We start from the raw sequence: 26,631 nt of genomic DNA on the forward strand, positions 1-26,631 counted from the left end.
CACAGGTGGACAGGTAGAGAATACTAAGGCGCTTGAGAGAACTCGGGTGAAGGAACTAGGCAAAATGGTACCGTAACTTCGGGAGAAGGTACGCCCTTTCTGGTGATGGGATTTACTTTCAGAGCTGGAGAGGGCCGCAGAGACCAGGTGGCTGCGACTGTTTATTAAAAACACAGCACTCTGCAAATTCGTAAGAAGACGTATAGGGTGTGACGCCTGCCCGGTGCCGGAAGGTTAATTGATGGGGTTATCTTCGGAGAAGCTCTTGATCGAAGCCCCGGTAAACGGCGGCCGTAACTATAACGGTCCTAAGGTAGCGAAATTCCTTGTCGGGTAAGTTCCGACCTGCACGAATGGCGTAACGATGGCCACACTGTCTCCACCCGAGACTCAGTGAAATTGAAATCGCTGTGAAGATGCAGTGTACCCGCGGCTAGACGGAAAGACCCCGTGAACCTTTACTATAGTTTTGCACTGGACTTTGATGATGACTGTGTAGGATAGGTGGGAGGCTGTGAAGTGAGGACGCTAGTTCTCATGGAGCCGCCCTTGAAATACCACCCTGTTGTTATTGAGGTTCTAACTTGGTCCAGTAATCCTGGATGAGGACAGTGTATGATGGGTAGTTTGACTGGGGCGGTCTCCTCCCAAAGAGTAACGGAGGAGCACAAAGGTACCCTCGGTACGGTCGGACATCGTACCAAGAGTGTAAAGGCAAAAGGGTGCTTGACTGCGAGAGTGACGGCTCGAGCAGGAACGAAAGTTGGTCTTAGTGATCCGGTGGTTCTGAATGGAAGGGCCATCGCTCAACGGATAAAAGGTACTCCGGGGATAACAGGCTGATACCGCCCAAGAGTTCATATCGACGGCGGTGTTTGGCACCTCGATGTCGGCTCATCACATCCTGGGGCTGAAGCAGGTCCCAAGGGTATGGCTGTTCGCCATTTAAAGTGGTACGCGAGCTGGGTTTAGAACGTCGTGAGACAGTTCGGTCCCTATCTGCCGTGGGCGTAGGAAAATTGAGAGGAGCTGCTCCTAGTACGAGAGGACCGGAGTGGACGAACCTCTGGTGCACCGGTTGTCACGCCAGTGGCATGGCCGGGTAGCTAAGTTCGGACGGGATAACCGCTGAAAGCATCTAAGCGGGAAGCCTCCCTCAAGATGAGTTTTCCCATGAAGCCCGTTGAAGACTACGACGTTGATAGGCAAGGTGTGGAAGCGCAGTAATGTGTGAAGCTAACTTGTACTAATTGGCTGATTGTCTTGACCATATAATCTGAGTCACTTCAGAATATAAAATTGAATTGAATGCGTACAACGCATCGTGTAAACTCGGACTCTTTACCAAACCTGTGGCTTAATCGATAGCAATCAAAGCCTCAGGTAAACCAGTTTTCCTGGCGACTATAGCGATTTGGAACCACCTGATACCATCTCGAACTCAGAAGTGAAACATTTCCGCGCCAATGATAGTGTGAGGCTTCCTCATGTGAAAGTAGGTCATCGCCAGGATTTTATTTTATAGAGCGACCTGTTGAGTCGCATAAATTATTATAGCTTAAATGTCTCAACATAATATTCATCAAATAGACACTAAGCTATCATGTATAAAGAATTTGCTGGCGTAGCTCAGTTGGTAGAGCAACTGACTTGTAATCAGTAGGTCCCGGGTTCGATTCCTGGTGCCAGCACCATCTAAATAGAGATAGATGTTAACTAAAAATGTTGACAATCCATTCATCTTAAAAGACAATAGCGTTCTTTTTGGAGGGGTTCCCGAGCGGTCAAAGGGATCAGACTGTAAATCTGACGGCTCAGCCTTCGAAGGTTCGAATCCTTCCCCCTCCACCAGTTAAGAGAGAAGTTAGAAAGCGGGTGTAGTTCAATGGTAGAACTTCAGCCTTCCAAGCTGATAGCGTGGGTTCGATTCCCATCACCCGCTCCAAAGTAGTGAATAGTATTTGCTTGTTCAGAATGAGTTAGCAAGCTGATATGAAAGCCCACATAGCTCAGGCGGTAGAGCACTTCCTTGGTAAGGAAGAGGTCGTTGGTTCGAGTCCAGTTGTGGGCACCATGTAATATAAATTAGCAAACGGGGAGACTTTCCGATGGCGAAGGAAAAATTTGAACGTAAGAAGCCGCACGTAAACGTGGGTACGATTGGTCACGTAGACCATGGTAAGACGACATTGACAGCAGCTATTACAACGATTATGGCGAAGAAGTATGGTGGTACAGCGAAGGCGTACGATCAAATTGATGCTGCGCCAGAAGAAAGAGAGCGTGGAATTACTATTTCTACAGCGCACGTTGAATATGAATCAGCGAATAGACATTATGCGCACGTAGACTGCCCAGGGCATGCTGACTATGTTAAGAACATGATTACTGGTGCTGCGCAAATGGACGGAGCGATACTGGTTGTATCAGCAGCTGATGGTCCTATGCCGCAAACGAGGGAACACATTCTATTGTCTCGCCAGGTAGGTGTTCCATATATTGTTGTGTTCATGAACAAAGCGGATATGGTTGATGATCCTGAATTATTAGAATTGGTTGAAATGGAAGTGCGTGATTTGCTAAGCAGTTACGATTTTCCTGGAGATGATATACCTATTGTTGTTGGTTCGGCGTTAAAAGCATTGGAAGGTGAAGACAGTGACATAGGTGTTAAGGCTATTGAGAAACTGGTTGAGACAATGGATTCTTATATTCCTGAGCCAGTCAGAAACATAGACAAGCCATTTTTGTTACCGATTGAAGACGTATTTTCAATTTCTGGACGCGGAACAGTGGTCACTGGACGTGTTGAGAGCGGAATTGTTAAAGTTGGTGAGGAAGTTGAAATTGTTGGAATAAGAGACACCCAAAAGACGACTTGTACGGGTGTTGAGATGTTCCGTAAATTACTTGATGAAGGTCGAGCTGGTGATAATGTTGGTGTGTTGTTACGTGGCACGAAGCGAGATGAAGTGGAGCGTGGACAGGTATTGGCTAAGCCAGGTACCATCAAGCCACACACCAAGTTTGAAGCAGAAGTGTATGTGTTATCCAAGGAAGAAGGCGGACGACATACTCCATTCTTTAATGGTTACCGTCCACAATTCTATTTCAGAACCACCGATGTGACAGGTACTTGTGACTTGCCATCTGGAGTTGAAATGGTAATGCCTGGAGATAATGTGCAATTAGTGGTTAGCTTGCATGCTCCAATTGCGATGGATGAAGGCTTAAGATTCGCAATTAGAGAGGGTGGCCGAACAGTTGGCGCCGGTGTAGTCGCTAAAATAATCGAGTAAAGTAAGTAAGTGACATGAGCTACATAATGGCTCATGTCAATTAAATTTAGGCCAGTAGCTCAATTGGCAGAGTGGCGGTCTCCAAAACCGCAGGTTGGGGGTTCGATTCCCTCCTGGCCTGCCAACTACAAGTAAATATGAAAAGTTCAAACGAAAATCAAAGTAAGATTAAAGATATTATGTCCTGGTTAGCTATTGTAATAGCTACAGCAGGTGCTTTTCTATGCACTTACTATTATACATTTACAGGACCAATTCAATCTATAATATGGCTTGCGTGGCTTATTTTGATCCTTTTCTTGGGTTACTTAACAACGACAGGTAAGAAAGTCTTTGAGTTTGCGCAAGAAGCAAAAGTTGAATTGTTAAAAGTGGTTTGGCCTACACGGCAAGAAACGATACAAACAACTACTATAGTAATGGTGATGGTTGGATTGACAGGATTTATACTCTGGGGTGTAGATTCAATCATGATGTGGGCAATTGCTAAGTTAACACATTTAGGGTGAATATGGTTGAGGAAAACAAAGCAAAACAGTGGTACGTTGTACATGCCTATTCAGGATATGAGAATTTTGTCATGCGCGAAATAACATCCCGTGCAAAACACCATAATTTACAAGACAAAATAGGCGAGGTTGTTGTACCTTCAGAAGAAGTTGTTGAAATGCGCTCAGGCCAAAAGCGTAAAAGTACCCGCAAATTTTTCCCAGGATATGTCCTAGTTCATATGGTAATGGATGATCAAACATGGCACATGGTCAGAGGCATACCTAGAGTTCTAGGTTTTATTGGCGGAACTAGCCAAACACCGACTCCGATTTCTGATAAGGAAGCTCAAGCAATTATGCAACGAGTTGAAGACGGTGTAACCAAGCCAAGACCAAAAATACTGTTTGAGCCAGGAGAAGTAATCAGAGTTAAAGAAGGTCCATTTGTTGACTTTAATGGGGTTGTTGAAGAGGTCAACTATGAGAAAAATAGACTAAGAGTAGCAGTACTTATTTTTGGACGTTCAACCCCAGTGGAACTTGAATTCAGTCAAGTAGAAAAAACATAAATGTTTAGATAAAAAATTTTAACTTATTTGTATTGATTAAAATACCAATTTAAAGGTTTTACAAAACCGGGGAGCTAGTACTTAATTGAAAAATGCTAATTCAATATAAGCTGGCGCATGACCCATAAGGAGTAATAATGGCAAAAAAAGTAGAAGCATATATAAAATTACAGATCCCTGCTGGAAAAGCAAATCCTAGTCCTCCAGTTGGACCTGCTTTAGGTCAACGTGGTGTAAATATTATGGAGTTCTGTAAGGCATTCAATGCTGCGACACAGCAAATGGAACAGGGACTACCCATTCCAGTTGTCATTACTGTGTATAGTGATCGTAGTTTTACCTTTATAACCAAGACCCCACCAGCTTCAGTTCTGCTGAAAAAAGCTGCAGGTATTCAAAGTGGAAGTGGCACACCAAATACTAAAAAAGTAGCCAAACTGAATGTCAGTCAACTTGAAGAAATTGCTAAAGTCAAGAAACCTGATCTGACAGCGGCTGACCTGGCAGCAGCAGTAAGATGTATCGCAGGTACCGCACGTAGCATGGGTATTGAAGTTGAAGGTTTGGAATAAGGGGTTACCATGTCAAAATTAACTAAAAAACAAAAGAAAATAGCGGAAGTTATTAAGCCAAATCATCTCTATACTGTAGCCGATGCTGTAGCTATTCTAAAACAGTTTGCATCTAAAAAGTTTCGTGAGAGTCTTGATATCAGTATTAATTTAGGAGTTGACCCACGTAAATCTGATCAAGTAGTTCGGTCTTCTACTAATCTGCCAAAAGGTACAGGTAAAACAGTTCGGGTTGCTGTTTTTGCTCAAGGTGACAATGCAGCTAAAGCACTTGCTGCAGGAGCTGATATAGTAGGTTTTGAAGATCTAGCTGATAAAATTAAAGCGGGCGAGATGAATTTTGATGTTGTCATTGCAACTCCAGATGCTATGCGAATTGTGGGTCAACTTGGACAAATTTTAGGCCCAAGAGGGCTCATGCCTAATCCTAAAGTTGGAACAGTGACAACCAACGTGGAAGCAGCAGTTAATGATGCCAAATCAGGACAAGTACGATACAGAACTGATAAAAACGGCATCATTCATTGTACAGTTGGCAAAGCAGACTTCCCTTCTGAAGATGTTCTTGAAAACGTAGTTGCATTAATTAACGATTTGAAGAAGGCAAAGCCAGCATCATCTAAAGGGCAATATCTGAAGAAAATCTCTTTATCTACAACAATGGGACCGGGATTACCTATTGATATTTCATCAATACCTGTGTAACATAACATCCCATTTTTAAGAATTCACGGCATAGATTAGGTTCCATGCCGTCGAAGACCGCAGGTGCTTAGGCTTAATTTCCTGCGCAGACGGTGAACCGGCTCCTTAACAAAGAGACGGCCACCATAACTGTCAAGTCCATGAGATTTGTACATATTAGGAGGTCAGTAACGTGACATTAAATTTAGCTGCAAAAAAAGCCGTTGTTGAAGAAGTGACTGCAGTCGCGTCAAAGGCTATTTCAGCAGTGGTTGCTGATTATCGTGGGTTAACTGTAAATCAAATGACGCAATTGCGTAGTGAAGCGCGCAAATCCGGTGTCTATCTTCGTGTGGTGCGAAATACACTAACAAGAAGAGCATTTAAAAACACTGAATTTGAATGCTTGAATGACTTACTTGTAGGTCCTGTATTCATAGCATTGTCACTTGAAGCACCAAGTGATGCTGCAAGACTACTGAAAGAATACGCAAAAACATTTGAAAAGCTTGAGATCAGAGCATTGTCAGTTGGTGGGAAAGTATACAACGCGAATCAAATTGATGCCGTTGCAAGCTTACCTACACGTGACGAGGCGATCGCCAAGCTGATGTATGTGATGAAAGCGCCAGTTGAGAAATTTGTCCGCACACTAGCAGAGCCACATGCCAAACTGGTTAGAACTCTTGCTGCTGTAAAGGACAAAAAAGCAGGCAATCCCGCTTAATCATTATTTAATTTTATTTAGGAGCTAGTAATGGCTGTATCAAAAAACGAAATATTAGAAACAATTTCTAACATGACAGTAATGGAAGTTGTTGAATTAATCGAAGCAATGGAAGAGAAATTTAATGTTTCTGCTGCCGCTGCTGCTGTAGCTGTTGCCGCGCCAGCTGCAGGTGCTGCTGCCGCTGCTGAAGAGCAAACTGAGTTTACTGTTGTAATGACCAGTTTTGGTTCTAACAAGGTAAACGTAATTAAGGCAATTCGAGGCATAACTGGTCTAGGCCTGAAAGAAGCTAAAGACTTAGTAGAAGGTGCACCATCAACTGTTAAAGAGGGTGTATCAAAAGATGAAGCTGCCAGTATCAAGAAAGAGCTTGAAGAAGCTGGTGCTACAGTAGAAGTTAAATAATTAAAATATAGCAGTATTTAAGGACCCAGCCATGTTCACATGGCTGGGTTTACTCGTTTGAAAATCATCAATAATTTACAGAGGAACCACCATGGCAGTTGCAGAAGCTAAACCTCAATATTCGCATGCTGAGAAAAAACGATTTCGCAAAAGCTTTGGTAAGCAGACAGATATAATGCCGATACCGAATCTGCTTGAAATACAACTTAAGTCCTACAGGGATTTTCTTCAAACTAATACTAAATTAAGCGAACAACTGAATACGGGATTGCATGCTGCATTTTCTTCTGTATTTCCTATCGAGAGCTTTTCTGGTAATGCAAGACTCGAGTATGTCGGATACAAACTTGGAGAACCTGCATTTGATGTTCGCGAATGCAAACTAAGAGGATTAACTTATTCAGCCCCACTAAGAGTTAAAATCAGACTCGTAGTGCTTGACAAAGATGCAAGCGATGATCCCAAACCTATAAAGGATATTAGAGAACAAGATGTTTTTATGGGGGAAATTCCTCTAATGACCGACGTTGGTACTTTTGTGGTCAATGGAACTGAACGTGTTGTTGTATCACAATTACATCGTTCGCCTGGGGTTATTTTTGAACATGACAAGGGAAAGACTCACTCTTCAGGAAAGTTACTTTATTCTGCACGAATAATACCCTATCGTGGCTCATGGTTAGACTTTGAATTCGATCCCAAAGATTGCGTATATGTGCGTATTGATAGACGTCGCAAACTGCCAGTGACTATTTTGCTCAGAGCATTAGGCTATGAAGCTGAAGATATTTTAAGTGAATTTTTTGAAACAACTCGTTGTCATCTCAAAAATGGCGAATATCATATCGATTTAATTCCACAACGTTTACGTGGTGAAATCGCTTCATTTGATATTCATGTTCCAGAGACAGGAGAACTTATCGTAGAGCAAGGTCGTCGAATTACTGCGAGACACATAAAGTTAATGGAAAAGAGTCAAATGCAGGATCTTGTTGTACCAAGAGATTATTTAATTGGAAAAACACTAGCAAAAAATATTATTGATACATCTACTGGTGAGTTCCTGGCTCAAGCTAATGATGAAATAACTGAAGATCTGTTAGATACCATGGCGAATCATGGCATTTTACAAATTGATATGATCTACACTAATGATTTAGATCATGGCTCTTATATATCAGACACATTAAAAATTGATCCTACAACATCACAGTTAGAAGCACTTGTTGAAATTTACCGCATGATGCGCCCAGGAGAACCACCTACAAAAGAAGCTGCAGAGGCATTATTTAAAAATCTATTCTTTGTTGAAGAAAGATATGATCTATCCGCAGTTGGTAGAATGAAATTTAATCGCCGTGTGGGAATTAAGAGTGACGAAGGACCTGGTACTTTAACTAAAGAAGATATTTTGTCAGTAATTAAAACACTGATTGATATTCGAAATGGAATAGGGATGGTTGACGACATCGATCACCTTGGAAATCGTAGGGTAAGAAGTGTCGGTGAAATGACTGAAAATCAGTTTAGAGTTGGTCTTGTCCGTGTTGAACGGGCTGTTAAAGAGCGCTTAAGTTTGGTTGAATCTGAAAATCTGATGCCTCAGGACTTAATTAACGCAAAACCAGTCTCTGCTGCAATCAAGGAATTTTTTGGCTCTAGCCAGTTATCGCAGTTTATGGATCAAGTGAATCCATTATCTGGTGTTACGCACAAACGTCGTGTATCTGCCCTTGGTCCTGGTGGTTTAACACGTGAACGAGCTGGATTTGAAGTCCGTGACGTACATACAACACACTATGGTCGTGTATGTCCAATTGAAACGCCAGAAGGTCCTAACATTGGTTTGATAAATTCATTGTCAGTTTATGCCAGAACTAACGAATATGGATTTATTGAAACTCCATGTCGAAAAGTAATTAATGGGCGTGTAACAGATGAAGTTGAATACTTATCAGCTATCGAGGAAGTAGACCAATACATCGCCCAATCTAATGTTGAGTTGGATGAGCAAGGTAATATTCTTGCTGATTTAGTACCATGCAGACATCAAAATGAATTTTCATTGACTACACCGGATAAGATTAACTATATGGATGTTTCGCCCAAGCAAATTGTATCGGTTGCTGCATCATTGATTCCGTTTTTGGAGCATGATGACGCAAACAGAGCATTGATGGGCTCAAACATGCAACGTCAGGCGGTACCAACCTTGCGTTCAGAAAAGCCTTTGGTTGGAACTGGTATGGAAAGAATCGTTGCATCTGATTCAGGGGTTTCAGTTGTTGCAAAAAGAGGTGGGGTTATTGATCTGGTTGATGCTTCTCGTATTGTCGTTCGAGTTAATGATGATGAAACAACAGCTGGGGAAACTGGGGTTGATATATATAACTTGACCAAGTATTTCCGTTCTAATCAGGATACCTGTATTAATCAAAGACCCATTGTATCGACTGGTGACCGAATTCAACGAGGAGATGTTCTGGCTGATGGTCCTTGTACCGATATGGGTGAACTTGCTCTTGGACAAAATTTATTAGTCGCGTTTATGCCCTGGAATGGTTATAACTTTGAGGATTCCATTCTCATATCTGAACGTATTGTTCATGACGACAGATTCACTACTATCCACATCGAAGAGTTAACTTGTATTGCTCGAGATACCAAATTAGGTACAGAAGAAATTACAGCAGATATACCCAATGTAGGTGAGTCTGCACTTTCCAATTTAGATGAATCTGGCGTTGTCTACATTGGAGCAGAGGTAAAAGCAGGCGATATTCTTGTGGGTAAAGTAACTCCTAAAGGAGAAACGCAACTTACCCCAGAAGAAAAACTTTTAAGAGCAATCTTTGGTGAAAAAGCTTCGGATGTTAAGGATTCGTCATTGAGAGTTCCATCCGGTATGAATGGAACAGTAATTGATGTACAGGTATTTACTCGTGATGGACTTGAAAAGGATGCACGTGCTAAAAGCATAGAAGAAGAACATTTGGCGCGAGTTCGCAAGGATTTAATTGACGAAAGACGCATTCGCGAAGAAGACATTTACCATAGGGTTTCTCATTTGCTCCTGGATAAAGTGGCAACAGGAGGTCCTGGAAGCTTAAAACCAGGATCTAAAATCACTCAGGATTACCTGGATAAAGTTGAAAGAGAAAAATGGTTTGATATTCGTATAGAGGACGACTTGGTCAGCCAACAACTTGAACAGCTATCCAAGCAATTAGAGCTTTTAACCAAAGAAATGGAAAAACGCTTTAACGATAGCCGGAAGAAGATTATCCAGGGTGATGATTTGGCCCCTGGCGTATTAAAAATTGTTAAAGTGTATCTGGCAGTTAAAAGAAGAATTCAGCCTGGAGACAAAATGGCAGGCCGTCATGGAAACAAAGGGGTGATCTCGATTGTTGTGCCTGTTGAGGATATGCCACATATGGAAGATGGAACAGCAGTAGACATCGTTCTTAATCCATTGGGCGTACCATCGCGAATGAATATTGGACAGGTTCTCGAAACCCATCTAGGTTTAGCTGCCAAGGGATTAGGTAGAAAGATTGCACAGATGCTTGATGAGAAACAATCTCCTGAAGGAATAAGAGTATTCCTTGAGAAAATTTATAATCATGATGGAGTGCAACGTGTAAACCTGAAATGTCTCAATGATGAGGAATTGATGACATTGGCAGATAACCTTAGAGCTGGTGTGCCGATGGCAACTCCTGTTTTTGATGGTGCGACTGAGCAAGAAATCAAAAGTATGTTGCAGTTAGCAGATTTGCCAGCAGATGGTAAAACCGTGTTGATAGATGGCCGAACAGGTAATAAGTTTGATAATCCGGTTACTGTAGGCTACATGTATATGCTTAAGTTAAACCATTTGGTTGATGACAAGATGCATGCTCGATCAACTGGATCATACAGTTTGGTCACTCAACAACCACTTGGCGGTAAAGCACAGTTTGGTGGTCAGCGTTTTGGTGAGATGGAAGTGTGGGCATTAGAGGCATATGGTGCAGCATACACTTTACAAGAAATGCTAACCGTAAAATCAGATGACGTTGGAGGTCGAACAAAGATCTACAAAAATATAGTCGATGGAGACCATCGTATGGACCCAGGAATGCCTGAATCCTTCAATGTATTGTTGAAAGAAATTAGAGCACTGGGAATTGATATCGAGTTGGAACATGACTAACTCATCAGCGATACATACTGACTAACCATTTTTTGGAGGCATAGACTTGGCTACCCTAAGCAACGACCCAATGAAAAAAGCACCAGTAATGAGTGATTTACTTGGTATTCTTAAGCAACAAGGACAAAGTGAAGAATTTGATGCAATTAAAATTGCGCTGGCGTCACCTGAATTAATTCGATCATGGTCCTACGGCGAAGTTAAAAAACCAGAAACAATCAATTACAGGACTTTTAAGCCTGAAAGAGACGGATTGTTTTGCGCTAAAACTTTTGGTCCTGTTAAAGATTATGAGTGCTTATGCGGAAAGTACAAGCGATTAAAGCATCGTGGTGTGATTTGCGAAAAGTGTGGAGTGGAATTGGCTCTCGCAAAAGTGAGACGAGAAAGAATGGGCCATATCGAACTCGCAAGTCCAGTAGCTCACATATGGTTCTTAAAATCTTTACCATCAAGAATTGGATTACTCCTCGATATGACTCTAAGAGATATAGAGAGGGTACTCTATTTTGAAGCTTTTGTCGTTGTTGATCCAGGAATGACAGAACTGGAGAGAGGGCAACTACTTAATGATGAAGCCTATCTTGATGCAATGGAACAGTATGGTGATGAGTTTGACGCTCGAATGGGAGCAGAAGCAATTCGTGATTTATTGCGCCAAATTGATTTGGAAGATGAAATTAAAAATTTACGTGAAGAACTTCCAACAACTAACTCTGAGACAAAGATTAAAAAAATCACTAAACGTCTCAAGTTATTAGAAGCTTTTTACGAGTCAGGAAATAAACCAGAATGGATGATCATGGATGTACTACCAGTGCTTCCACCCGATTTGAGACCATTGGTTCCGCTAGATGGTGGACGTTTTGCTACTTCAGACTTAAATGATTTATACAGGCGCGTCATTAATAGGAACAACCGACTAAAACGCCTGCTGGATCTGAATGCGCCTGACATTATCGTTCGTAACGAAAAACGAATGCTGCAAGAATCCGTAGATGCTTTACTTGATAACGGCAGAAGGGGGCGTGCCATCACTGGTACAAATAAGAGACCTCTTAAATCACTGGCAGATATGATTAAAGGTAAACAGGGTCGTTTCAGGCAAAACCTCTTAGGTAAGCGTGTCGACTACTCTGGACGTTCAGTTATTGTAGTTGGACCAACTTTAAAATTGCACCAATGCGGATTGCCTAAAAAAATGGCGTTGGAGTTATTCAAGCCATTTATATTTTCCAAATTGGAATTTAGAGGTTTGGCAACTACTATCAAGGCGGCCAAGAAAATGGTCGAAAGAGAAGAATCGGTGGTTTGGGATATATTAGATGATGTTATTAGAGAACACCCTATCCTTTTAAACCGTGCTCCTACCTTGCATAGATTAGGTATTCAAGCATTTGAGCCTGTTTTGATTGAAGGTAAAGCGATCCAGCTGCATCCTTTGGTATGTACAGCATACAACGCTGACTTCGATGGAGACCAAATGGCTGTGCACGTGCCCTTGACACTGGAAGCGCAGCTGGAAGCTCGTTCATTGATGATGTCTACAAACAATATATTATCTCCAGCCAGTGGTGAGCCAATTATTGTTCCCAGTCAGGACGTCGTCCTTGGGTTATACTATTTAACACGAGAAAAGGTTAATGCATTAGGTGAAGGAAAAATATATTCAAGTGCTCAGGAAGCGCAAAATTTCTATGAAGCAGGTCATTTGGATATCCATGCAAAAATTAAAATTCGTATGCCTAAAGAAGATGGTGAAACTGGATATCATTTAGTTGAGACAACAGTCGGACGCGCTATTTTAGCTGAGATTTTGCCTAAAGGAATGCCATTTGACTATATAAACCGTACAATGACAAAAAAGGTTATCTCAAAAGTAATAGACAGCTGTTACCGCAAATTCGGCTTGAAAGAAACAGTCATTTTTGCTGATCAGTTAATGTATACCGGTTTTAAATACGCAACACGGTCTGGAGCATCTATCGGTATTGAAGACATGGAAATACCAGATGATAAGGCCAGTATTATTGAACACGCCGATAATGAAGTAAGAGAAATCGAGTCTCAATTTAGATCAGGTTTGGTAACAAATGGCGAACGATATAATAAAGTAATTGATATTTGGTCAAGAACTAATGAATTAGTTGCCAAATCAATGATGTCTAAAATTGCAACAGAAGAAGTCACTGATGCAAAAGGCAACAAAGTAAGACAAGAATCATTTAACCCAATTTTCATGATGGCTGATTCTGGAGCTAGAGGTTCTGCTGCTCAGATACGACAGCTTGCCGGGATGCGAGGTTTGATGGCAGCTCCAGATGGCTCAATCATTGAAACGCCTATCACTGCAAACTTCCGCGAAGGTTTGAATGTATTCCAGTACTTTATTTCTACACACGGAGCTCGTAAGGGTTTGGCAGATACGGCGTTAAAGACAGCAAACTCAGGGTATCTGACACGACGCTTGGTAGATGTTGCGCAGGATGTTGTTATTACCGAAGATGATTGTGGTACTGATACAGGTATTCTAATGCAACCACTGATTGAAGGTGGTGATATTGTTGAGCCTTTGCATGAACGCGTCCTTGGGCGGGTGGTTGCTTCAGATGTCTATATTCCTACTCAAACTGAACCAGTAGTCAAGGCTGGAACTTTACTGGATGAAGAATGGGTTGAAAAATTAGAGAAGCATGGGGTAGACCAGGTTATGGTCAGGTCACCAATCACTTGTCAAACAAGATTTGGTCTTTGTGCAAAATGCTATGGTAGAGATCTTGCTCGTGGGCATCTTGTCAACACAGGTGAAGCAGTTGGTATTATCGCAGCACAATCAATCGGTGAGCCAGGAACACAGTTAACCATGCGTACTTTCCACATTGGAGGTGCTGCATCAAGGGCAACAGCTGCGAATAATATTCAAATTAAAACGAAAGGGGTTATTCGCTTACATAATATAAAGACCGTAACTCATGAGAATAAAAACCTGGTGGCAGTTTCTCGCTCAGGTGAGGTAACTATTGTCGATGAGTTTGGACGAGAAAGAGAGCGATATAAAGTTCCTTATGGTGCAGTAATTTCTGCGCAGGATAATTCCCCTGTTGACGCAGGACAGGTTATTGCAACGTGGGACCCTCATACGCATCCTGTTATATCTGAAGTGTCAGGGAATCTGAAGTTTGTTGATTTAATTGATGGCATTACAATGAATAGACAAACTGATGAGTTAACTGGGTTAAGCAATATTGTAATAATAGATGCTAAACAAAGGAGCGCAGCAGGTCGAGATCTACGTCCTATGGTTAAATTAGTTACCGATGAAGGAGATGACATCTATCTGGCTGGAACCAATGTACCGGCACAATATTATTTACCTGTCGATGCCATTGTAAATTTTGAAGATGGTAGTCTGGTAGGAATAGGAGATGTTATTGCCCGTATACCACAGGAACGTTCTAAAACCCGGGATATTACCGGGGGATTGCCAAGAGTAGCGGACCTTTTTGAAGCAAGAAAACCAAAAGATTCTGCAGTAATGGCTGAAGTATCAGGCTTGGTTAATTTTGGTAAAGAAACAAAAGGTAAGCGACGCTTGATTATCAATGTATCGGAAGATCAATGCCATGAAGAGCTAATTCCTAAATGGCGTCATATTTCAGTGTTTGAAGGTGAACACGTAGAGCGTGGAGAAATCATTGCAGAGGGTGCACTTAATCCTCATGATATACTACGATTATTAGGCGTCGGTGCGCTGGCTAATTACATTGTAAATGAGGTGCAAGACGTATATCGTTTACAAGGTGTGAAAATTAATGATAAACACATTGAAGTAATTGTTAGACAAATGCTACGTAAGCGAGTTATTACCTTTGCCGGTGATTCTAAATTCCTCGTAGGGGAGCAAGTGGAAGAAAGTGCTATGCTTCAGGAAAATGACAAGCTTCTAGCTGAAGGAAAGCAAATTGCTCGAGGCACTCCTATTTTACTAGGAATCACTAAGGCCTCACTGGCGACAGAATCGTTTATATCAGCCGCTTCATTCCAAGAGACAACAAGAGTCTTGACAGAAGCAGCAGTAAGCGGAAAAGTTGATGAATTGCGTGGTTTAAAAGAAAATGTGATGGTGGGTCGACTGATTCCAGCAGGAACTGGTTATACTTATCATCAAAGCCGAAAGGCTAAAAGAGCAAGGGCTGCAGCAGGTGGAGACACTTCAGCAACACATACAGTTACTGCAAGTGATGTTGAACACGCGTTAAGTGAAGCATTAAACGCGGATAATCATGAACATTAATCAGGATTCAAAAATGGCAGATTTAAGCTTGACAAATCTGCCGTACCTATATAGAATCCGGCCTCCTTATGCATTCAAAATATTCACAAGTGACAGATCGGAGTTAAGTACAAATGGCTACTATTAATCAGTTAGTAAGAAAGCCTCGTGTGGACGTAAAGAAGAAAAGTAACGTACCAGCACTTGAGTCATGTCCACAAAGACGCGGTGTATGTACTCGTGTATACACTACTACACCAAAAAAACCTAACTCAGCTATGCGTAAGGTTGCACGTGTGCGTTTGACCAATGGATTTGAAGTAACATCCTATATTGGTGGCGAGGGTCATAATTTACAAGAGCACTCTGTTGTTTTAATTAGAGGTGGTCGTGTTAAGGATTTACCTGGTGTGCGCTACCATACAATTCGAGGTAGTTTAGATACCTCAGGAGTGAACGACCGAAAACAAGGCCGTTCTAAGTACGGTACAAAAAAGCCAAAAGATAAAAAATAACCGATTGTAGGAAAATTGAGATGCCAAGAAGACGAGAAGTACCCAAACGAGAAATTTTACCTGATCCAAAGCACCATAGTGAACTACTAGCTAAGTTCATTAATGTTTTAATGGTTAGTGGTAAAAAGTCAATTGCTGAAAAAATCACTTATGGTGCGCTGTCTGTTATGGAAGAGCGTGTTAAAAAAATTAAAAAAAGTGAAGAAGATGGCAGTGAAACTGGTAGCAGTGGAAGCGCTGGGGCAGTGCTTCGTTATTTTGAAGAGGCATTGGATAACGTTCGTCCAAGTGTGGAAGTTCGTTCACGACGAGTTGGCGGTGCAACATACCAGGTTCCAGTAGAAGTTCGACATGATAGAAGCATAGCGCTTGGAATGCGTTGGATAGTTCAAGCTGCACGCACACGTGGTGAAAAAGGTATGATGCTGCGTTTGGCAGGGGAACTGATGGACGCTTATGAAAATAAAGGGTCTGCAGTAAAAAAACGTGAAGATACACATAAAATGGCAAAAGCTAACCAAGCATTTGCTCATTTTAGATGGAATTAAGAGAGAGATAAGCCGTGGCAACTCCATTAAAACTATATAGAAACATAGGCATAGCAGCCCACGTTGATGCTGGAAAAACAACAACCACAGAGCGAGTCCTGTATTATACAGGTATGTCTCATAAGATTGGTGAAGTACATGATGGCGCTGCAACTATGGACTGGATGGTCCAAGAACAGGAGCGTGGCATTACCATTACTTCTGCTGCAACAACTTGTTATTGGCCTGGTATGGACAAGCAATTTGAGCCCCATCGAATCAATATTATTGATACCCCCGGACACGTAGACTTTATGATTGAAGTTGAACGCTCTCTGCGGGTACTAGATGGAGCAGTTGTTGTATTTGATTCAGTTGCCGGCGTTGAACCTCAATCTGAAACAGTATGGCGACAAGCAAATAAGTATGGTGTTCCCCGTATCGTTTTTGTAAATAAAATGGATAGGATGGGTGCCAATTTCCTAAGAGTTGTTAATCAGATTAAACAACGATTAGGCTCTACTCCTGTCGTGTTACAACTGCCGATTGGTGCAGAAGAAGAATTCAAAGGTGTGATTGATCTCATCAAAATGAAGGCAATTCATTGGGATGAAGAAAATAAAGGTATGACATTTAAATATCTTGATATCCCTGCTGATTTAAAAACAACCTGTGAAGAGTATCGTGCTCACATTATTGAAGCAGCAGCAGAATATTCTGAAGAATTAATGGAAAAATATTTGGAAGGTGAAGAGTTCACCGAGGCTGAAATTAAAAAGGCTCTTCGTCATCTGACAATTACAAATAAAGTTGTTCCTGTATTCTGTGGGTCAGCCTTTAAGAATAAGGGTGTTCAAGCAGTACTCGACGGAGTAATTGAATATTTGCCATCACCCACCGATATTCCTGATATACAGGGGGTTGATGAGCATGGTGATGTAATACATAGAAAAACCAGTTATGATGAGCCGTTCTCAGCGTTGGCGTTTAAAATTGCAACTGATCCATTTGTAGGTACACTAACTTATTTTAGAGCTTATTCTGGTGTTCTTAAGAGTGGAGATACAGTATATAACTCAGTTAAGGGCAAAAGGGAACGTATAGGCCGTTTATTACAGATGCACGCTAACTCACGTGAAGAAATTAAAGAAGTGAGAGCAGGAGATATAGCAGCTGCTGTTGGTCTTAAAACAGTAACTACTGGTGATACCCTGTGTGATCAAGATAAGGTTGTGATTTTAGAGAGAATGGATTTTCCTGATCCGGTTATTGCAGTTGCAGTTGAACCAAAAACTAAAGCAGATCAGGAAAAAATGGGAATTGCATTAGGCAAGTTAGCCCAAGAGGACCCTTCTTTTAGAGTTCATACTGACGAAGAATCAGGTCAGACAATTATTCAAGGTATGGGTGAGTTACATCTTGAAATCATTGTTGACCGAATGAAGAGAGAGTTCAATGTAGAAGCTAATGTTGGTAAGCCTCAGGTTGCATATCGTGAGACATTAAAACAAGCTGTTGAACAAGAAGGTAAATTCGTAAGACAATCAGGTGGTCGTGGTCAATACGGTCACGTGTGGTTAAAGATTGAACCACAAGAGCCAGGAAAAGGTTATGAATTTATTAATGCTATCGTTGGTGGTGTCATACCCAAGGAATATATCCCCGCAGTAGATAAGGGGGTACAAGAACAAATGCAAAATGGTGTAATTGCTGGATATCCAGTAGTGGATGTTAAAGTTACACTGTTTGATGGTTCATTCCACGAAGTGGATTCAAGCGAGATGGCATTTAAGATTGCTGGGTCTCAATGCTTCAAGCAAGGTGCATTAAAAGCGAAGCCCGTACTCCTTGAGCCAATCATGAGTGTTGAGGTTGTTACGCCTGAAGATTACATGGGTGATGTTATGGGTGACCTGAACAGGCGCCGTGGCTTGGTTCAAGGTATGGAAGATTCCCCTGCAGGTAAAATAGTTAGAGCAGAAGTACCTCTTGCAGAGATGTTTGGTTATTCAACTGACTTACGTTCTGCTACGCAAGGAAGAGCAACCTATACTATGGAGTTTTGTAAGTACGCAGAAGCACCAACAAATATTGCTGAAGCAATTATCAAGAAACAATAAAAGTTAATGAGGTTATTGAAATGGCGAAGGAAAAATTTGAACGTAAGAAGCCGCACGTAAACGTGGGTACGATTGGTCACGTAGACCATGGTAAGACGACATTGACAGCAGCTATTACAACGATTATGGCGAAGAAGTATGGTGGTACAGCGAAGGCGTACGATCAAATTGATGCTGCGCCAGAAGAAAGAGAGCGTGGAATTACTATTTCTACAGCGCACGTTGAATATGAATCAGCGAATAGACATTATGCGCACGTAGACTGCCCAGGGCATGCTGACTATGTTAAGAACATGATTACTGGTGCTGCGCAAATGGACGGAGCGATACTGGTTGTATCAGCAGCTGATGGTCCTATGCCGCAAACGAGGGAACACATTCTATTGTCTCGCCAGGTAGGTGTTCCATATATTGTTGTGTTCATGAACAAAGCGGATATGGTTGATGATCCTGAATTATTAGAATTGGTTGAAATGGAAGTGCGTGATTTGCTAAGCAGTTACGATTTTCCTGGAGATGATATACCTATTGTTGTTGGTTCGGCGTTAAAAGCATTGGAAGGTGAAGACAGTGACATAGGTGTTAAGGCTATTGAGAAACTGGTTGAGACAATGGATTCTTATATTCCTGAGCCAGTCAGAAACATAGACAAGCCATTTTTGTTACCGATTGAAGACGTATTTTCAATTTCTGGACGCGGAACAGTGGTCACTGGACGTGTTGAGAGCGGAATTGTTAAAGTTGGTGAGGAAGTTGAAATTGTTGGAATAAGAGACACCCAAAAGACGACTTGTACGGGTGTTGAGATGTTCCGTAAATTACTTGATGAAGGTCGAGCTGGTGATAATGTTGGTGTGTTGTTACGTGGCACGAAGCGAGATGAAGTGGAGCGTGGACAGGTATTGGCTAAGCCAGGTACCATCAAGCCACACACCAAGTTTGAAGCAGAAGTGTATGTGTTATCCAAGGAAGAAGGCGGACGACATACTCCATTCTTTAATGGTTACCGTCCACAATTCTATTTCAGAACCACCGATGTGACAGGTACTTGTGACTTGCCATCTGGAGTTGAAATGGTAATGCCTGGAGATAATGTGCAATTAGTGGTTAGCTTGCATGCTCCAATTGCGATGGATGAAGGCTTAAGATTCGCAATTAGAGAGGGTGGCCGAACAGTTGGCGCCGGTGTAGTCGCTAAAATAATCGAGTAAAAAAAATGAGTAGCAATCAAAATATTAAAATAAGATTAAAATCCTTTGATCATCGGTTGATTGATCTATCAACTCGAGAAATCGTTGATACTGCAAAAAGAACTGGCGCACAAATACGTGGGCCAATTCCATTGCCAATCAGAAAAGAAAAATTTACTGTATTGACTTCGCCGCATGTCAACAAAGATGCTAGAGATCAATATGAATTACGTACTCATAAACGCCTGGTCGTTATTGTTCATCCAACTGAAAAAACTGTAGATGCTTTAATGAAATTGGATTTGGCTGCCGGGGTTGATGTTCAGATAAGCCTTGATGACTAATTATTGAGGCAAAGGATATTAAAGAGGTGTTACAATGATGATCGGTTTATTAGGCCGTAAGATCGGTATGACGCGTGTCTTCACACCAGAAGGAGTTTCTGTTCCTGTTTCTGTTGTTGAGGTTCAGCCGAATCGCGTTTCTCAAGTAAAAACAGCAGCGAATGATGGTTATTCAGCTGTACAATTAACTGGTGGAACAAAAAAATCCAGTAAAGTGAGTAAGCCAATGGCTGGTCATTTTGCTAAAGCACAAATCGATGCTGGTGATATGCAAGTTGAATTTCATGTGGATTCAGAGGATGCATTTACACCAGGTCAAGTCATATCTGTTGCTGATGTCTTCACTGCTGGGCAATATGTAGATGTGTCAGGTTTGACTAAAGGTAAGGGTTTTGCAGGAACTGTAAAACGGTATAATTTCAGAACTCAAGACGCATCGCATGGTAACTCAAGATCACATCGAGTGCCTGGTTCTATAGGACAAAACCAAACTCCAGGTCGTGTTTTTAAAGGGAAAAAGATGGCCGGTCACATGGGTAATGCACGATGCACAGTTCAAAGTCTGGAATTGGTAAAAGTAGACTCTGAGAGAAATTTACTGCTCATTAAAGGTGCAATTCCTGGTGCTCCAGGTTCTAGAGTAGAAATTAAGCCTGCAGTCAAAAAGCAAGCACGAGGTGAGTGATGGAAATTACTACAATAGATACAAAGTCAAAATTAAAGCTCAATAAAGAAGTATTTGCTTATACTTACAACGAAGGCTTAGTTCATCAAGCAGTAGTTACTTTCATGAACAATGCACGAAGTGGTAATAGTGCGCAGAAAACTCGTTCTGAGGTTAGTGGTGGTGGTAAAAAGCCCTGGAACCAAAAGGGAACAGGTCGAGCTCGAGCAGGAACTATTCGCAGCCCCTTATGGCGAAGTGGTGGAGTAACTTTTGCTTCTAAAAAAAGAGATTATTCGCAAAAGCTTAATAAAAAAATGTACAAACGCGCATTACGTAGTATAATCTCCGAACTTTGCCGTACTGGTAATTTGGTAGTTGTTAGTGATTTCCAATGCGATAATCACAAAACCAAGGATTTTCTCAAAAAAATGAATCAGATGGATATAAATAATGCTCTGATTATAATGAGTGAAGTTGGTGAAAATGAATACCTTGGTTCAAGAAACCTAATTGATTATGATATCTGTGATGTTACAACTATAGATCCTGTTTCCCTACTACGATTTGAAAAGGTTGTTGTTACAGAAGCTGCAATTAAAAAAATTGAGGAACAGTTACAATGAACGCTGAGAGATTGATGATGGTTCTTAGAGAACCACATACTTCTGAAAAAGCAACTGTCATGGCGGATAAGTTTAAACAGTTCACTTTCAAAGTACTGAAAAATGCGACTAAGTCTGAAATTAAAATAGCAGTTGAACATATATTTAATGTAAAAGTTAAGAGTGTATCTGTTGTCAATGTGAAGGGTAAATCGAAACGCTTTAAACAAACTAGTGGAAAGCGAAGTGACTGGAAGAAGGCATTTGTCTCTCTTCATGCAGACCAAGATATTGACTTTACAGTTACCGAATAAGGCAGATAAAGATGGCATTATTAAAATCTAAACCGACTTCACCCGGAAAGCGAGGTGAAATACGTGTTGTACATCACAATATCTATAAAGGAAAGCCACATGCCGCATTAGTTGAAAAACTAAAAAAGACAGGTGGAAGAAATAATCAAGGTCGAATAACTGTTCGACATATTGGTGGTGGACAGCGTCAAAAGTATCGAGTCATAGACTTTAAACGGAACAAGGATGGTATATTAGGTCGTGTTGAGAGATTGGAATATGATCCAAACAGAACTGCCCTAATTGCGCTGATATCCTACAAGGATGGTGAAAAGCGCTACATCATAGCTCCTTCAAATTTAGAAGTGGGAGCTACAATTCTAAGTGGTGCTGATTCACCCATTAGTGTTGGCAACTGTCTGCCACTGAAAAATATACCTGTAGGTACAACAATTCATTGTGTTGAAATGAAGCCTGGTAAGGGTGCACAAATGCTTAGAAGTGCTGGTTGTAGTGGACAACTTGTTGCTAAAGAAGGTGTTTATGCAACTTTACGATTACGCTCAGGTGAGATGCGGAAGATTCATGTTTTATGCCGAGCTGTAATTGGAGAAGTAAGTAATAGTGAGCATAACTTAAGAGCATTAGGTAAAGCTGGTGCTAAGCGATGGAGAGGAATACGACCCACTGTTCGAGGTGTTGCTATGAACCCTGTTGATCATCCACATGGTGGTGGTGAAGGGCGGACATCAGGCGGACGTCATCCTGTATCTCCATGGGGATTACCTACAAAAGGCTATAAAACTAGAAGTAACAAGCGTACTGACACTTTTATTGTCAGAGGGCGTAAGAAGAAATAATTAATAAGAGGATATCAAGTGGCTCGTTCAATTAGAAAAGGTCCATTCATTGACCATCATTTGATCAGCAAGGTAGAAGCTGCAATCGAATCAAAATCAAAAAAGCCAATTAAAACCTGGTCTAGACGTTCAACAATCGTTCCTGAAATGATTGATTTAACGATTGCTGTACATAACGGCAAAGACCACGTTCCTGTGTTTATTACAGATAATATGGTTGGTCATAAATTAGGTGAGTTTGCCATGACTCGTACATTCAAGGGCCACTCTGGGGACAGAAAGGCTAAAGGTAAGTAAGAGGATATGATGGAAGTAACAGCTAAATTAAAAGGTGCTCCTTTATCCGCACAAAAGGGTAGATTAGTAGCCGATATGATACGTAATATGAATGTATCTGGTGCGCTTGATGTCCTCAAGTTTACACCAAAAAAGGGTGCTAAATTAATGCTTAAATTATTAGAGTCAGCTATCGCCAATGCTGAAAATAATAATGGTGCTGATATTGATGATCTAAAAGTAGGCATGGTATGCGTTGATGAAGCAACAACTTTAAAACGTATTAGTCCCAGAGCTAAGGGTAGAGCAAATAGAATTTGCAAACGTACCTGCCATATAACTATTAAAGTGTCTGACGAGGAATAGCAATGGGACAAAAAGTAAACCCAATAGGTATACGCCTTGGAATAATTAAAGATTGGAACTCTAAATGGTTTGCAGGAAAGCGATATGCTGAATTTTTAATTCAGGATATAAAACTTCGAAACGATCTAAAAAAGAAATTAATGGCTGCTGCTGTTAGCAAAATTCTTATAGAACGACCAGCTAATAATGCTGTTGTGACTATCTTAACAGCAAGACCAGGAGTTATTATTGGCAAAAAGGGCGGTGGAATTGAAACACTTCGTAAGGAAATTTCAGATAACCTTGGTGTGCCAGTTCATTTGAATATCGAAGAAGTGAAAAAGCCTGAATTGGATGCTACTTTGGTGGCTGAAGGTATTGCTCAGCAGTTAGAGCAACGAGTTATGTTCAGACGAGCTATGAAACGTGCTGTTACCTCTGCTCTGAAAGCTGGGGCAAAGGGTATTAAAATTTGTGTAAGTGGTAGATTGGGTGGTGCTGAAATTGCAAGAAGTGAATGGTACAGAGAAGGAAGGGTACCTTTACATACTTTTAGAGCTGATATTGATTATGGTACTGCTGAATCTAAGACTACCTACGGAATTATTGGTGTAAAAGTCTGGATCTTTAAGGGTGAAATTCTCCCACAAAAGAAAAGATCAACAGAAAGCGCCCAGTGAGTGAGGATTTGAAATTATGTTACAACCAAAGCGTACTAAGTACCGAAAACAGATGAAGGGTCGTAATAAAGGTTTGGCTCTTCGTGGTAGCAAAATTAGTTTCGGTGAGTTTGGTCTGAAAGCTATAGAGCGTGGACGTTTAACTGCTAGACAAATAGAAGCAGCGCGAAGAGCTATGACAAGACATATAAAGCGTGGTGGTAAAATTTGGATTAGAGTATTTCCAGACAAACCAATCACACAAAAACCACTTGAGGTAAGACAAGGTAAAGGTAAGGGAAGTGTAGAGTATTGGGTAGCCCAAATACAACCAGGTAAGGTTTTATTTGAAATGGAAGGTGTTAGTAAAGAACTTGCAATGGAAGCATTTGACCTTGCAAAAGCAAAACTTCCTTTCAAAGTGATGTTTGAAGAGCGGACGGTAATGTAATGAAAAAAATAGATGAATTGCGCAATATGTCAGTTGAAGAATTGCAAAATGAATTGCTTTCATTACGTAAAGATCAGTTTAATTTACGAATGAAGAAAGCAAGCGGCTCACTAGATAAAACACATCTGATCACTATGGTGCGTAAGTCAGTGGCAAAAGTTAAAACAATCTTGACTGAAAAGGCAGGTAAGTGAAATGTCTACTAATAGTGAATCAAATGCCAGAACAATGATTGGAAAAGTAGTTAGCGACAAAATGGATAAAACTATTGTAGTTATGATTGAACGTACTGTGAAACATCCAAAGTACGGGAAAATCATGAAGCGAAGAACTAAACTACATGCACATGATGAAAATCAAGTTTGCCGAGTTGGTAATACCGTAAAAATCCGTGAGTCACGACCACTCTCTAAAACGAAAAGCTGGGTATTAGTCGAAGTAATTTCATAAGTAACTTAATTGTTTTACTTTTAAAACCCTAAAAGGCCTGATATAATCAGCAGCCTTTTTCTGGTCGAAATTAGATCTGGAGAGAAAAATGATCCAAATGCAGACAGTGCTTGAAGTAGCTGATAATAGCGGAGCACGTAAAGTAATGTGTATTAAAGTACTTGGTGGATCACACAGACGGTATGCCCGTGTAGGTGATGTAATTAAAGTAAGCGTGAAAGATGCTATACCAAGAAGTAAGGTAAAAAAAGGGGCTGTAATGAGAGCGGTAGTTGTTAGAACTGCTCAAGGTGTCCGAAGAGATGATGGTTCATTGATTCGATTTGATGATAATGCAGCAGTTCTTTTAAACAACCAAAACGAGCCGATAGGTACACGTATATTTGGCCCGGTTACACGTGAGTTAAGAGAAAGATTTATGAAGATAATTTCTCTTGCCGCAGAGGTTTTGTGAGAAGGATTAGATATGAAGCGTATTAAATCAGGCGATGAAGTAATTATTATTGCCGGTAAAAGTAAAGGTCATATAGGTAAGGTTCTAAGAGTAATTGATGATGCCGTAGTAGTGGAAGGTGGAAATCTAATTAAAAAACATATTAAGCCTAATCCACAAAAGCCTGAAAATAAGGGTGGAATCATTGCACGTGAAGCTCCATTACACGTTTCAAATGTTGCTCACTACAATCCTGTTACAAAAAAAGCTGATAAGGTTGGCTTTAAATATCTAGACAATAATGGTGTTAGTAAAAAGGTTAGATATTATAAATCTAACAATGAAATAATTGACCGTATATAGAGTTAGGTGATTGAAATGGCGAGACTTAAAGAATTTTATAAGAAAGACGTCGTCACTATGATGATGAAACGGTTCAACTATTCGAGTGTGATGGAAGTGCCTAAGATTCTCAAAATAACTCTGAATATGGGAGTTGGAGAAGCAGTCGGTGACAAAAAAGTTATGAATCATGCTGTTGAAGACATGACGCTGATTTCTGGTCAGAAGCCTGTTATTACAAAAGCAAGGAAATCAATAGCCGGTTTTAAAATAAGAGAAGGATGGCCAATTGGTTGTAAAGTGACTCTCAGACGCGAGCGTATGTATGAGTTTCTAGATAGATTAATATCTATTACTTTACCTCGTGTAAGAGATTTTCGTGGTTTAAATCCAAAATCTTTCGATGGAACAGGAAACTACAGCATGGGAATACATGAACAAATCGTGTTTCCAGAGATTGATTATGATAAAACTGATGGAATACGAGGATTAGATATTTGTATTACAACAAGTGCTAAAACAAATGAAGAAGCTAAGGCTTTATTAGAAGCGTTTAATCTTCCATTGAAAGACAAAGATAGAAAATAAAAGGGTGAAATTGTGGCTAAAAAATCAATGCTGATGCGAGAGTCAAAGCGTGCGAAGCTGGTAGAAAAGTACAGACAGCGCAGAAACGAGTTAAAACAATTGATTAAATCATCTGATGATTTCCAGGTAATAATGGAAAGTCAGGCAAAACTAGCAAAATTACCAGTTAATTCAAATCCTGTTCGCTATGTTACTCGATGCAAGCAATGTGGAAGACCACACGCAGTTTATCGCAAGTTTAATCTTTGCAGAATTTGTTTAAGACAACAGCTTATGGTGGGCAATGTCCCTGGCGGTAGAAAATCAAGCTGGTAAACTATTTTATTGGAGAATAATTGTGAGTATGCATGATCCAATTGCTGATATGCTGACTAGAATTAGAAATGGTCAACAAGCAAAACATCAGCAAGTAACATTGGTTTCTTCTAAGTTAAAGGAAGAAATAGCTCGAGTTTTAAAAGAAGAAGGATATATACAAGATTTTTTTATAGAAACACTACCAAATGGTCTAAAATCCATTACTTTAAAATTAAAGTACTATCATGGAAGACCAGTAATTGAATTTATTAAGCGCATTAGTCGTCCAGGTTTAAGGGTATATAAGTCATACAAGGATTTGCATTCAATACCTGGATTTGGTGTAGCTATTCTTTCTACGTCTAAAGGTATAATGACCCATGTATCAGCAAAAGTAAAAGGTGTTGGTGGCGAAGTCATTTGTGAAGTGGCTTAATACTTGCGAGGAATG

General features: G+C 40.7%; 29 protein-coding genes, 5 tRNA genes and 2 rRNA genes (1 of these 36 cut by a window edge). All 36 read left to right on the forward strand.

Annotated features, from left to right (window positions below; translation table 11 throughout):
* Window positions 1–1,271, forward strand: a 23S ribosomal RNA gene (locus tag EL201_RS01650) (it extends 1,622 nt beyond the left edge of the window).
* 125 nt (window positions 1,272–1,396) lie between these two features.
* Window positions 1,397–1,512, forward strand: a 5S ribosomal RNA gene (gene rrf, locus EL201_RS01655).
* Between the two features lie 106 nt (window positions 1,513–1,618).
* Window positions 1,619–1,694: transfer RNA gene (locus tag EL201_RS01660), tRNA-Thr, on the forward strand.
* Window positions 1,695–1,766: 72 nt separating this feature from the next.
* Window positions 1,767–1,851, forward strand: a tRNA-Tyr gene (locus EL201_RS01665).
* Window positions 1,852–1,871: 20 nt separating this feature from the next.
* Window positions 1,872–1,945, forward strand: a tRNA-Gly gene (locus EL201_RS01670).
* A gap of 53 nt (window positions 1,946–1,998) precedes the next feature.
* Window positions 1,999–2,074, forward strand: a tRNA-Thr gene (locus EL201_RS01675).
* A 34-nt stretch (window positions 2,075–2,108) separates the two neighbouring features.
* The gene (gene tuf, locus EL201_RS01680; protein ID WP_027221127.1) at window positions 2,109–3,299 is read left to right on the forward strand and encodes an elongation factor Tu; all 1,191 of its coding nucleotides are present in this window, start codon (window positions 2,109–2,111) and stop codon (window positions 3,297–3,299) included.
* 48 nt (window positions 3,300–3,347) lie between these two features.
* Window positions 3,348–3,423 (forward strand) — tRNA-Trp (locus EL201_RS01685).
* A 13-nt stretch (window positions 3,424–3,436) separates the two neighbouring features.
* On the forward strand, window positions 3,437–3,808 hold the full coding sequence (gene secE, locus EL201_RS01690; protein WP_027221103.1) for a preprotein translocase subunit SecE: 372 nt from the start codon (window positions 3,437–3,439) through the stop codon (window positions 3,806–3,808).
* Window positions 3,809–3,810: 2 nt separating this feature from the next.
* The gene (nusG, locus tag EL201_RS01695; RefSeq protein ID WP_014840953.1) at window positions 3,811–4,359 is read left to right on the forward strand and encodes a transcription termination/antitermination protein NusG; all 549 of its coding nucleotides are present in this window, start codon (window positions 3,811–3,813) and stop codon (window positions 4,357–4,359) included.
* 137 nt (window positions 4,360–4,496) lie between these two features.
* Window positions 4,497–4,931 (forward strand): 50S ribosomal protein L11, encoded by a 435-nt coding sequence (gene rplK / locus EL201_RS01700; protein WP_027221104.1) that lies wholly within the window; start codon window positions 4,497–4,499, stop codon window positions 4,929–4,931.
* A gap of 9 nt (window positions 4,932–4,940) precedes the next feature.
* Entirely contained in the window at window positions 4,941–5,636 is a 696-nt protein-coding gene (gene rplA, locus EL201_RS01705) for a 50S ribosomal protein L1 (RefSeq protein WP_027221105.1), read from the forward strand.
* A gap of 172 nt (window positions 5,637–5,808) precedes the next feature.
* Window positions 5,809–6,342 (forward strand): 50S ribosomal protein L10, encoded by a 534-nt coding sequence (gene rplJ / locus EL201_RS01710; RefSeq protein ID WP_027221106.1) that lies wholly within the window; start codon window positions 5,809–5,811, stop codon window positions 6,340–6,342.
* 30 nt (window positions 6,343–6,372) lie between these two features.
* Window positions 6,373–6,750 (forward strand): 50S ribosomal protein L7/L12, encoded by a 378-nt coding sequence (rplL, locus tag EL201_RS01715; protein WP_027221107.1) that lies wholly within the window; start codon window positions 6,373–6,375, stop codon window positions 6,748–6,750.
* A 91-nt stretch (window positions 6,751–6,841) separates the two neighbouring features.
* A complete protein-coding gene (gene rpoB, locus EL201_RS01720; RefSeq protein ID WP_027221108.1) occupies window positions 6,842–10,948 on the forward strand; it encodes a DNA-directed RNA polymerase subunit beta in 4,107 nt (1,368 codons plus the stop codon).
* Between the two features lie 88 nt (window positions 10,949–11,036).
* Entirely contained in the window at window positions 11,037–15,242 is a 4,206-nt protein-coding gene (gene rpoC, locus EL201_RS01725) for a DNA-directed RNA polymerase subunit beta' (protein WP_032828777.1), read from the forward strand.
* Between the two features lie 113 nt (window positions 15,243–15,355).
* Entirely contained in the window at window positions 15,356–15,736 is a 381-nt protein-coding gene (gene rpsL / locus EL201_RS01730) for a 30S ribosomal protein S12 (RefSeq protein WP_027221110.1), read from the forward strand.
* Between the two features lie 20 nt (window positions 15,737–15,756).
* On the forward strand, window positions 15,757–16,284 hold the full coding sequence (gene rpsG / locus EL201_RS01735) for a 30S ribosomal protein S7 (protein ID WP_027221111.1): 528 nt from the start codon (window positions 15,757–15,759) through the stop codon (window positions 16,282–16,284).
* A gap of 14 nt (window positions 16,285–16,298) precedes the next feature.
* Entirely contained in the window at window positions 16,299–18,383 is a 2,085-nt protein-coding gene (gene fusA / locus EL201_RS01740) for an elongation factor G (RefSeq protein ID WP_027221112.1), read from the forward strand.
* 20 nt (window positions 18,384–18,403) lie between these two features.
* Window positions 18,404–19,594 (forward strand): elongation factor Tu, encoded by a 1,191-nt coding sequence (tuf, locus tag EL201_RS01745; protein WP_027221127.1) that lies wholly within the window; start codon window positions 18,404–18,406, stop codon window positions 19,592–19,594.
* A 5-nt stretch (window positions 19,595–19,599) separates the two neighbouring features.
* A complete protein-coding gene (gene rpsJ, locus EL201_RS01750) occupies window positions 19,600–19,917 on the forward strand; it encodes a 30S ribosomal protein S10 (protein WP_010946077.1) in 318 nt (105 codons plus the stop codon).
* A gap of 34 nt (window positions 19,918–19,951) precedes the next feature.
* Complete coding sequence (gene rplC, locus EL201_RS01755; RefSeq protein WP_162492800.1) at window positions 19,952–20,602, forward strand: 50S ribosomal protein L3; 651 nt, start codon at window positions 19,952–19,954, stop codon at window positions 20,600–20,602.
* The gene (gene rplD / locus EL201_RS01760) at window positions 20,602–21,207 is read left to right on the forward strand and encodes a 50S ribosomal protein L4 (protein ID WP_027223419.1); all 606 of its coding nucleotides are present in this window, start codon (window positions 20,602–20,604) and stop codon (window positions 21,205–21,207) included. The genes rplC and rplD overlap by 1 nt, the downstream gene beginning before the upstream one ends.
* Window positions 21,204–21,500 carry a 50S ribosomal protein L23 gene (gene rplW / locus EL201_RS01765; RefSeq protein WP_027223420.1) on the forward strand — a complete coding sequence of 99 codons (297 nt, stop codon included), beginning with the start codon at window positions 21,204–21,206 and terminating at the stop codon, window positions 21,498–21,500. The genes rplD and rplW overlap by 4 nt, the downstream gene beginning before the upstream one ends.
* Window positions 21,501–21,511: 11 nt before the next feature.
* Complete coding sequence (gene rplB / locus EL201_RS01770; protein ID WP_027223421.1) at window positions 21,512–22,339, forward strand: 50S ribosomal protein L2; 828 nt, start codon at window positions 21,512–21,514, stop codon at window positions 22,337–22,339.
* An 18-nt stretch (window positions 22,340–22,357) separates the two neighbouring features.
* Window positions 22,358–22,636, forward strand: a complete 279-nt coding sequence (gene rpsS / locus EL201_RS01775; protein ID WP_010946728.1) for a 30S ribosomal protein S19 — start codon at window positions 22,358–22,360, stop codon at window positions 22,634–22,636.
* Window positions 22,637–22,645: 9 nt separating this feature from the next.
* The gene (rplV, locus tag EL201_RS01780) at window positions 22,646–22,981 is read left to right on the forward strand and encodes a 50S ribosomal protein L22 (RefSeq protein ID WP_010946083.1); all 336 of its coding nucleotides are present in this window, start codon (window positions 22,646–22,648) and stop codon (window positions 22,979–22,981) included.
* Between the two features lie 2 nt (window positions 22,982–22,983).
* Complete coding sequence (gene rpsC, locus EL201_RS01785; protein WP_010946084.1) at window positions 22,984–23,640, forward strand: 30S ribosomal protein S3; 657 nt, start codon at window positions 22,984–22,986, stop codon at window positions 23,638–23,640.
* Between the two features lie 16 nt (window positions 23,641–23,656).
* Entirely contained in the window at window positions 23,657–24,070 is a 414-nt protein-coding gene (rplP, locus tag EL201_RS01790) for a 50S ribosomal protein L16 (protein ID WP_027223422.1), read from the forward strand.
* Window positions 24,070–24,264: a 50S ribosomal protein L29 gene (gene rpmC / locus EL201_RS01795; protein ID WP_010946086.1), complete on the forward strand. Its 195-nt coding sequence runs from the start codon at window positions 24,070–24,072 to the stop codon at window positions 24,262–24,264. Before rplP ends, rpmC begins: the two co-directional genes overlap by 1 nt.
* Window position 24,265: 1 nt before the next feature.
* A complete protein-coding gene (gene rpsQ, locus EL201_RS01800) occupies window positions 24,266–24,520 on the forward strand; it encodes a 30S ribosomal protein S17 (RefSeq protein WP_010946087.1) in 255 nt (84 codons plus the stop codon).
* Between the two features lie 88 nt (window positions 24,521–24,608).
* Window positions 24,609–24,974 (forward strand): 50S ribosomal protein L14, encoded by a 366-nt coding sequence (gene rplN, locus EL201_RS01805; RefSeq protein WP_010946088.1) that lies wholly within the window; start codon window positions 24,609–24,611, stop codon window positions 24,972–24,974.
* A gap of 12 nt (window positions 24,975–24,986) precedes the next feature.
* Window positions 24,987–25,316 (forward strand): 50S ribosomal protein L24, encoded by a 330-nt coding sequence (gene rplX, locus EL201_RS01810; RefSeq protein ID WP_027223423.1) that lies wholly within the window; start codon window positions 24,987–24,989, stop codon window positions 25,314–25,316.
* 15 nt (window positions 25,317–25,331) lie between these two features.
* Window positions 25,332–25,883 carry a 50S ribosomal protein L5 gene (gene rplE, locus EL201_RS01815; RefSeq protein ID WP_027223424.1) on the forward strand — a complete coding sequence of 184 codons (552 nt, stop codon included), beginning with the start codon at window positions 25,332–25,334 and terminating at the stop codon, window positions 25,881–25,883.
* Window positions 25,884–25,895: 12 nt separating this feature from the next.
* The gene (rpsN, locus tag EL201_RS01820) at window positions 25,896–26,198 is read left to right on the forward strand and encodes a 30S ribosomal protein S14 (RefSeq protein ID WP_027223425.1); all 303 of its coding nucleotides are present in this window, start codon (window positions 25,896–25,898) and stop codon (window positions 26,196–26,198) included.
* Between the two features lie 28 nt (window positions 26,199–26,226).
* Window positions 26,227–26,616, forward strand: coding sequence for a 30S ribosomal protein S8 (rpsH, locus tag EL201_RS01825; RefSeq protein WP_014326634.1), 390 nt, complete (start codon window positions 26,227–26,229; stop codon window positions 26,614–26,616).
* Window positions 26,617–26,631: the final 15 nt, after the last annotated feature.

This window comes from Legionella pneumophila subsp. pascullei (assembly GCF_900637585.1).
In the GTDB taxonomy this organism is placed as follows: domain Bacteria; phylum Pseudomonadota; class Gammaproteobacteria; order Legionellales; family Legionellaceae; genus Legionella; species Legionella pascullei.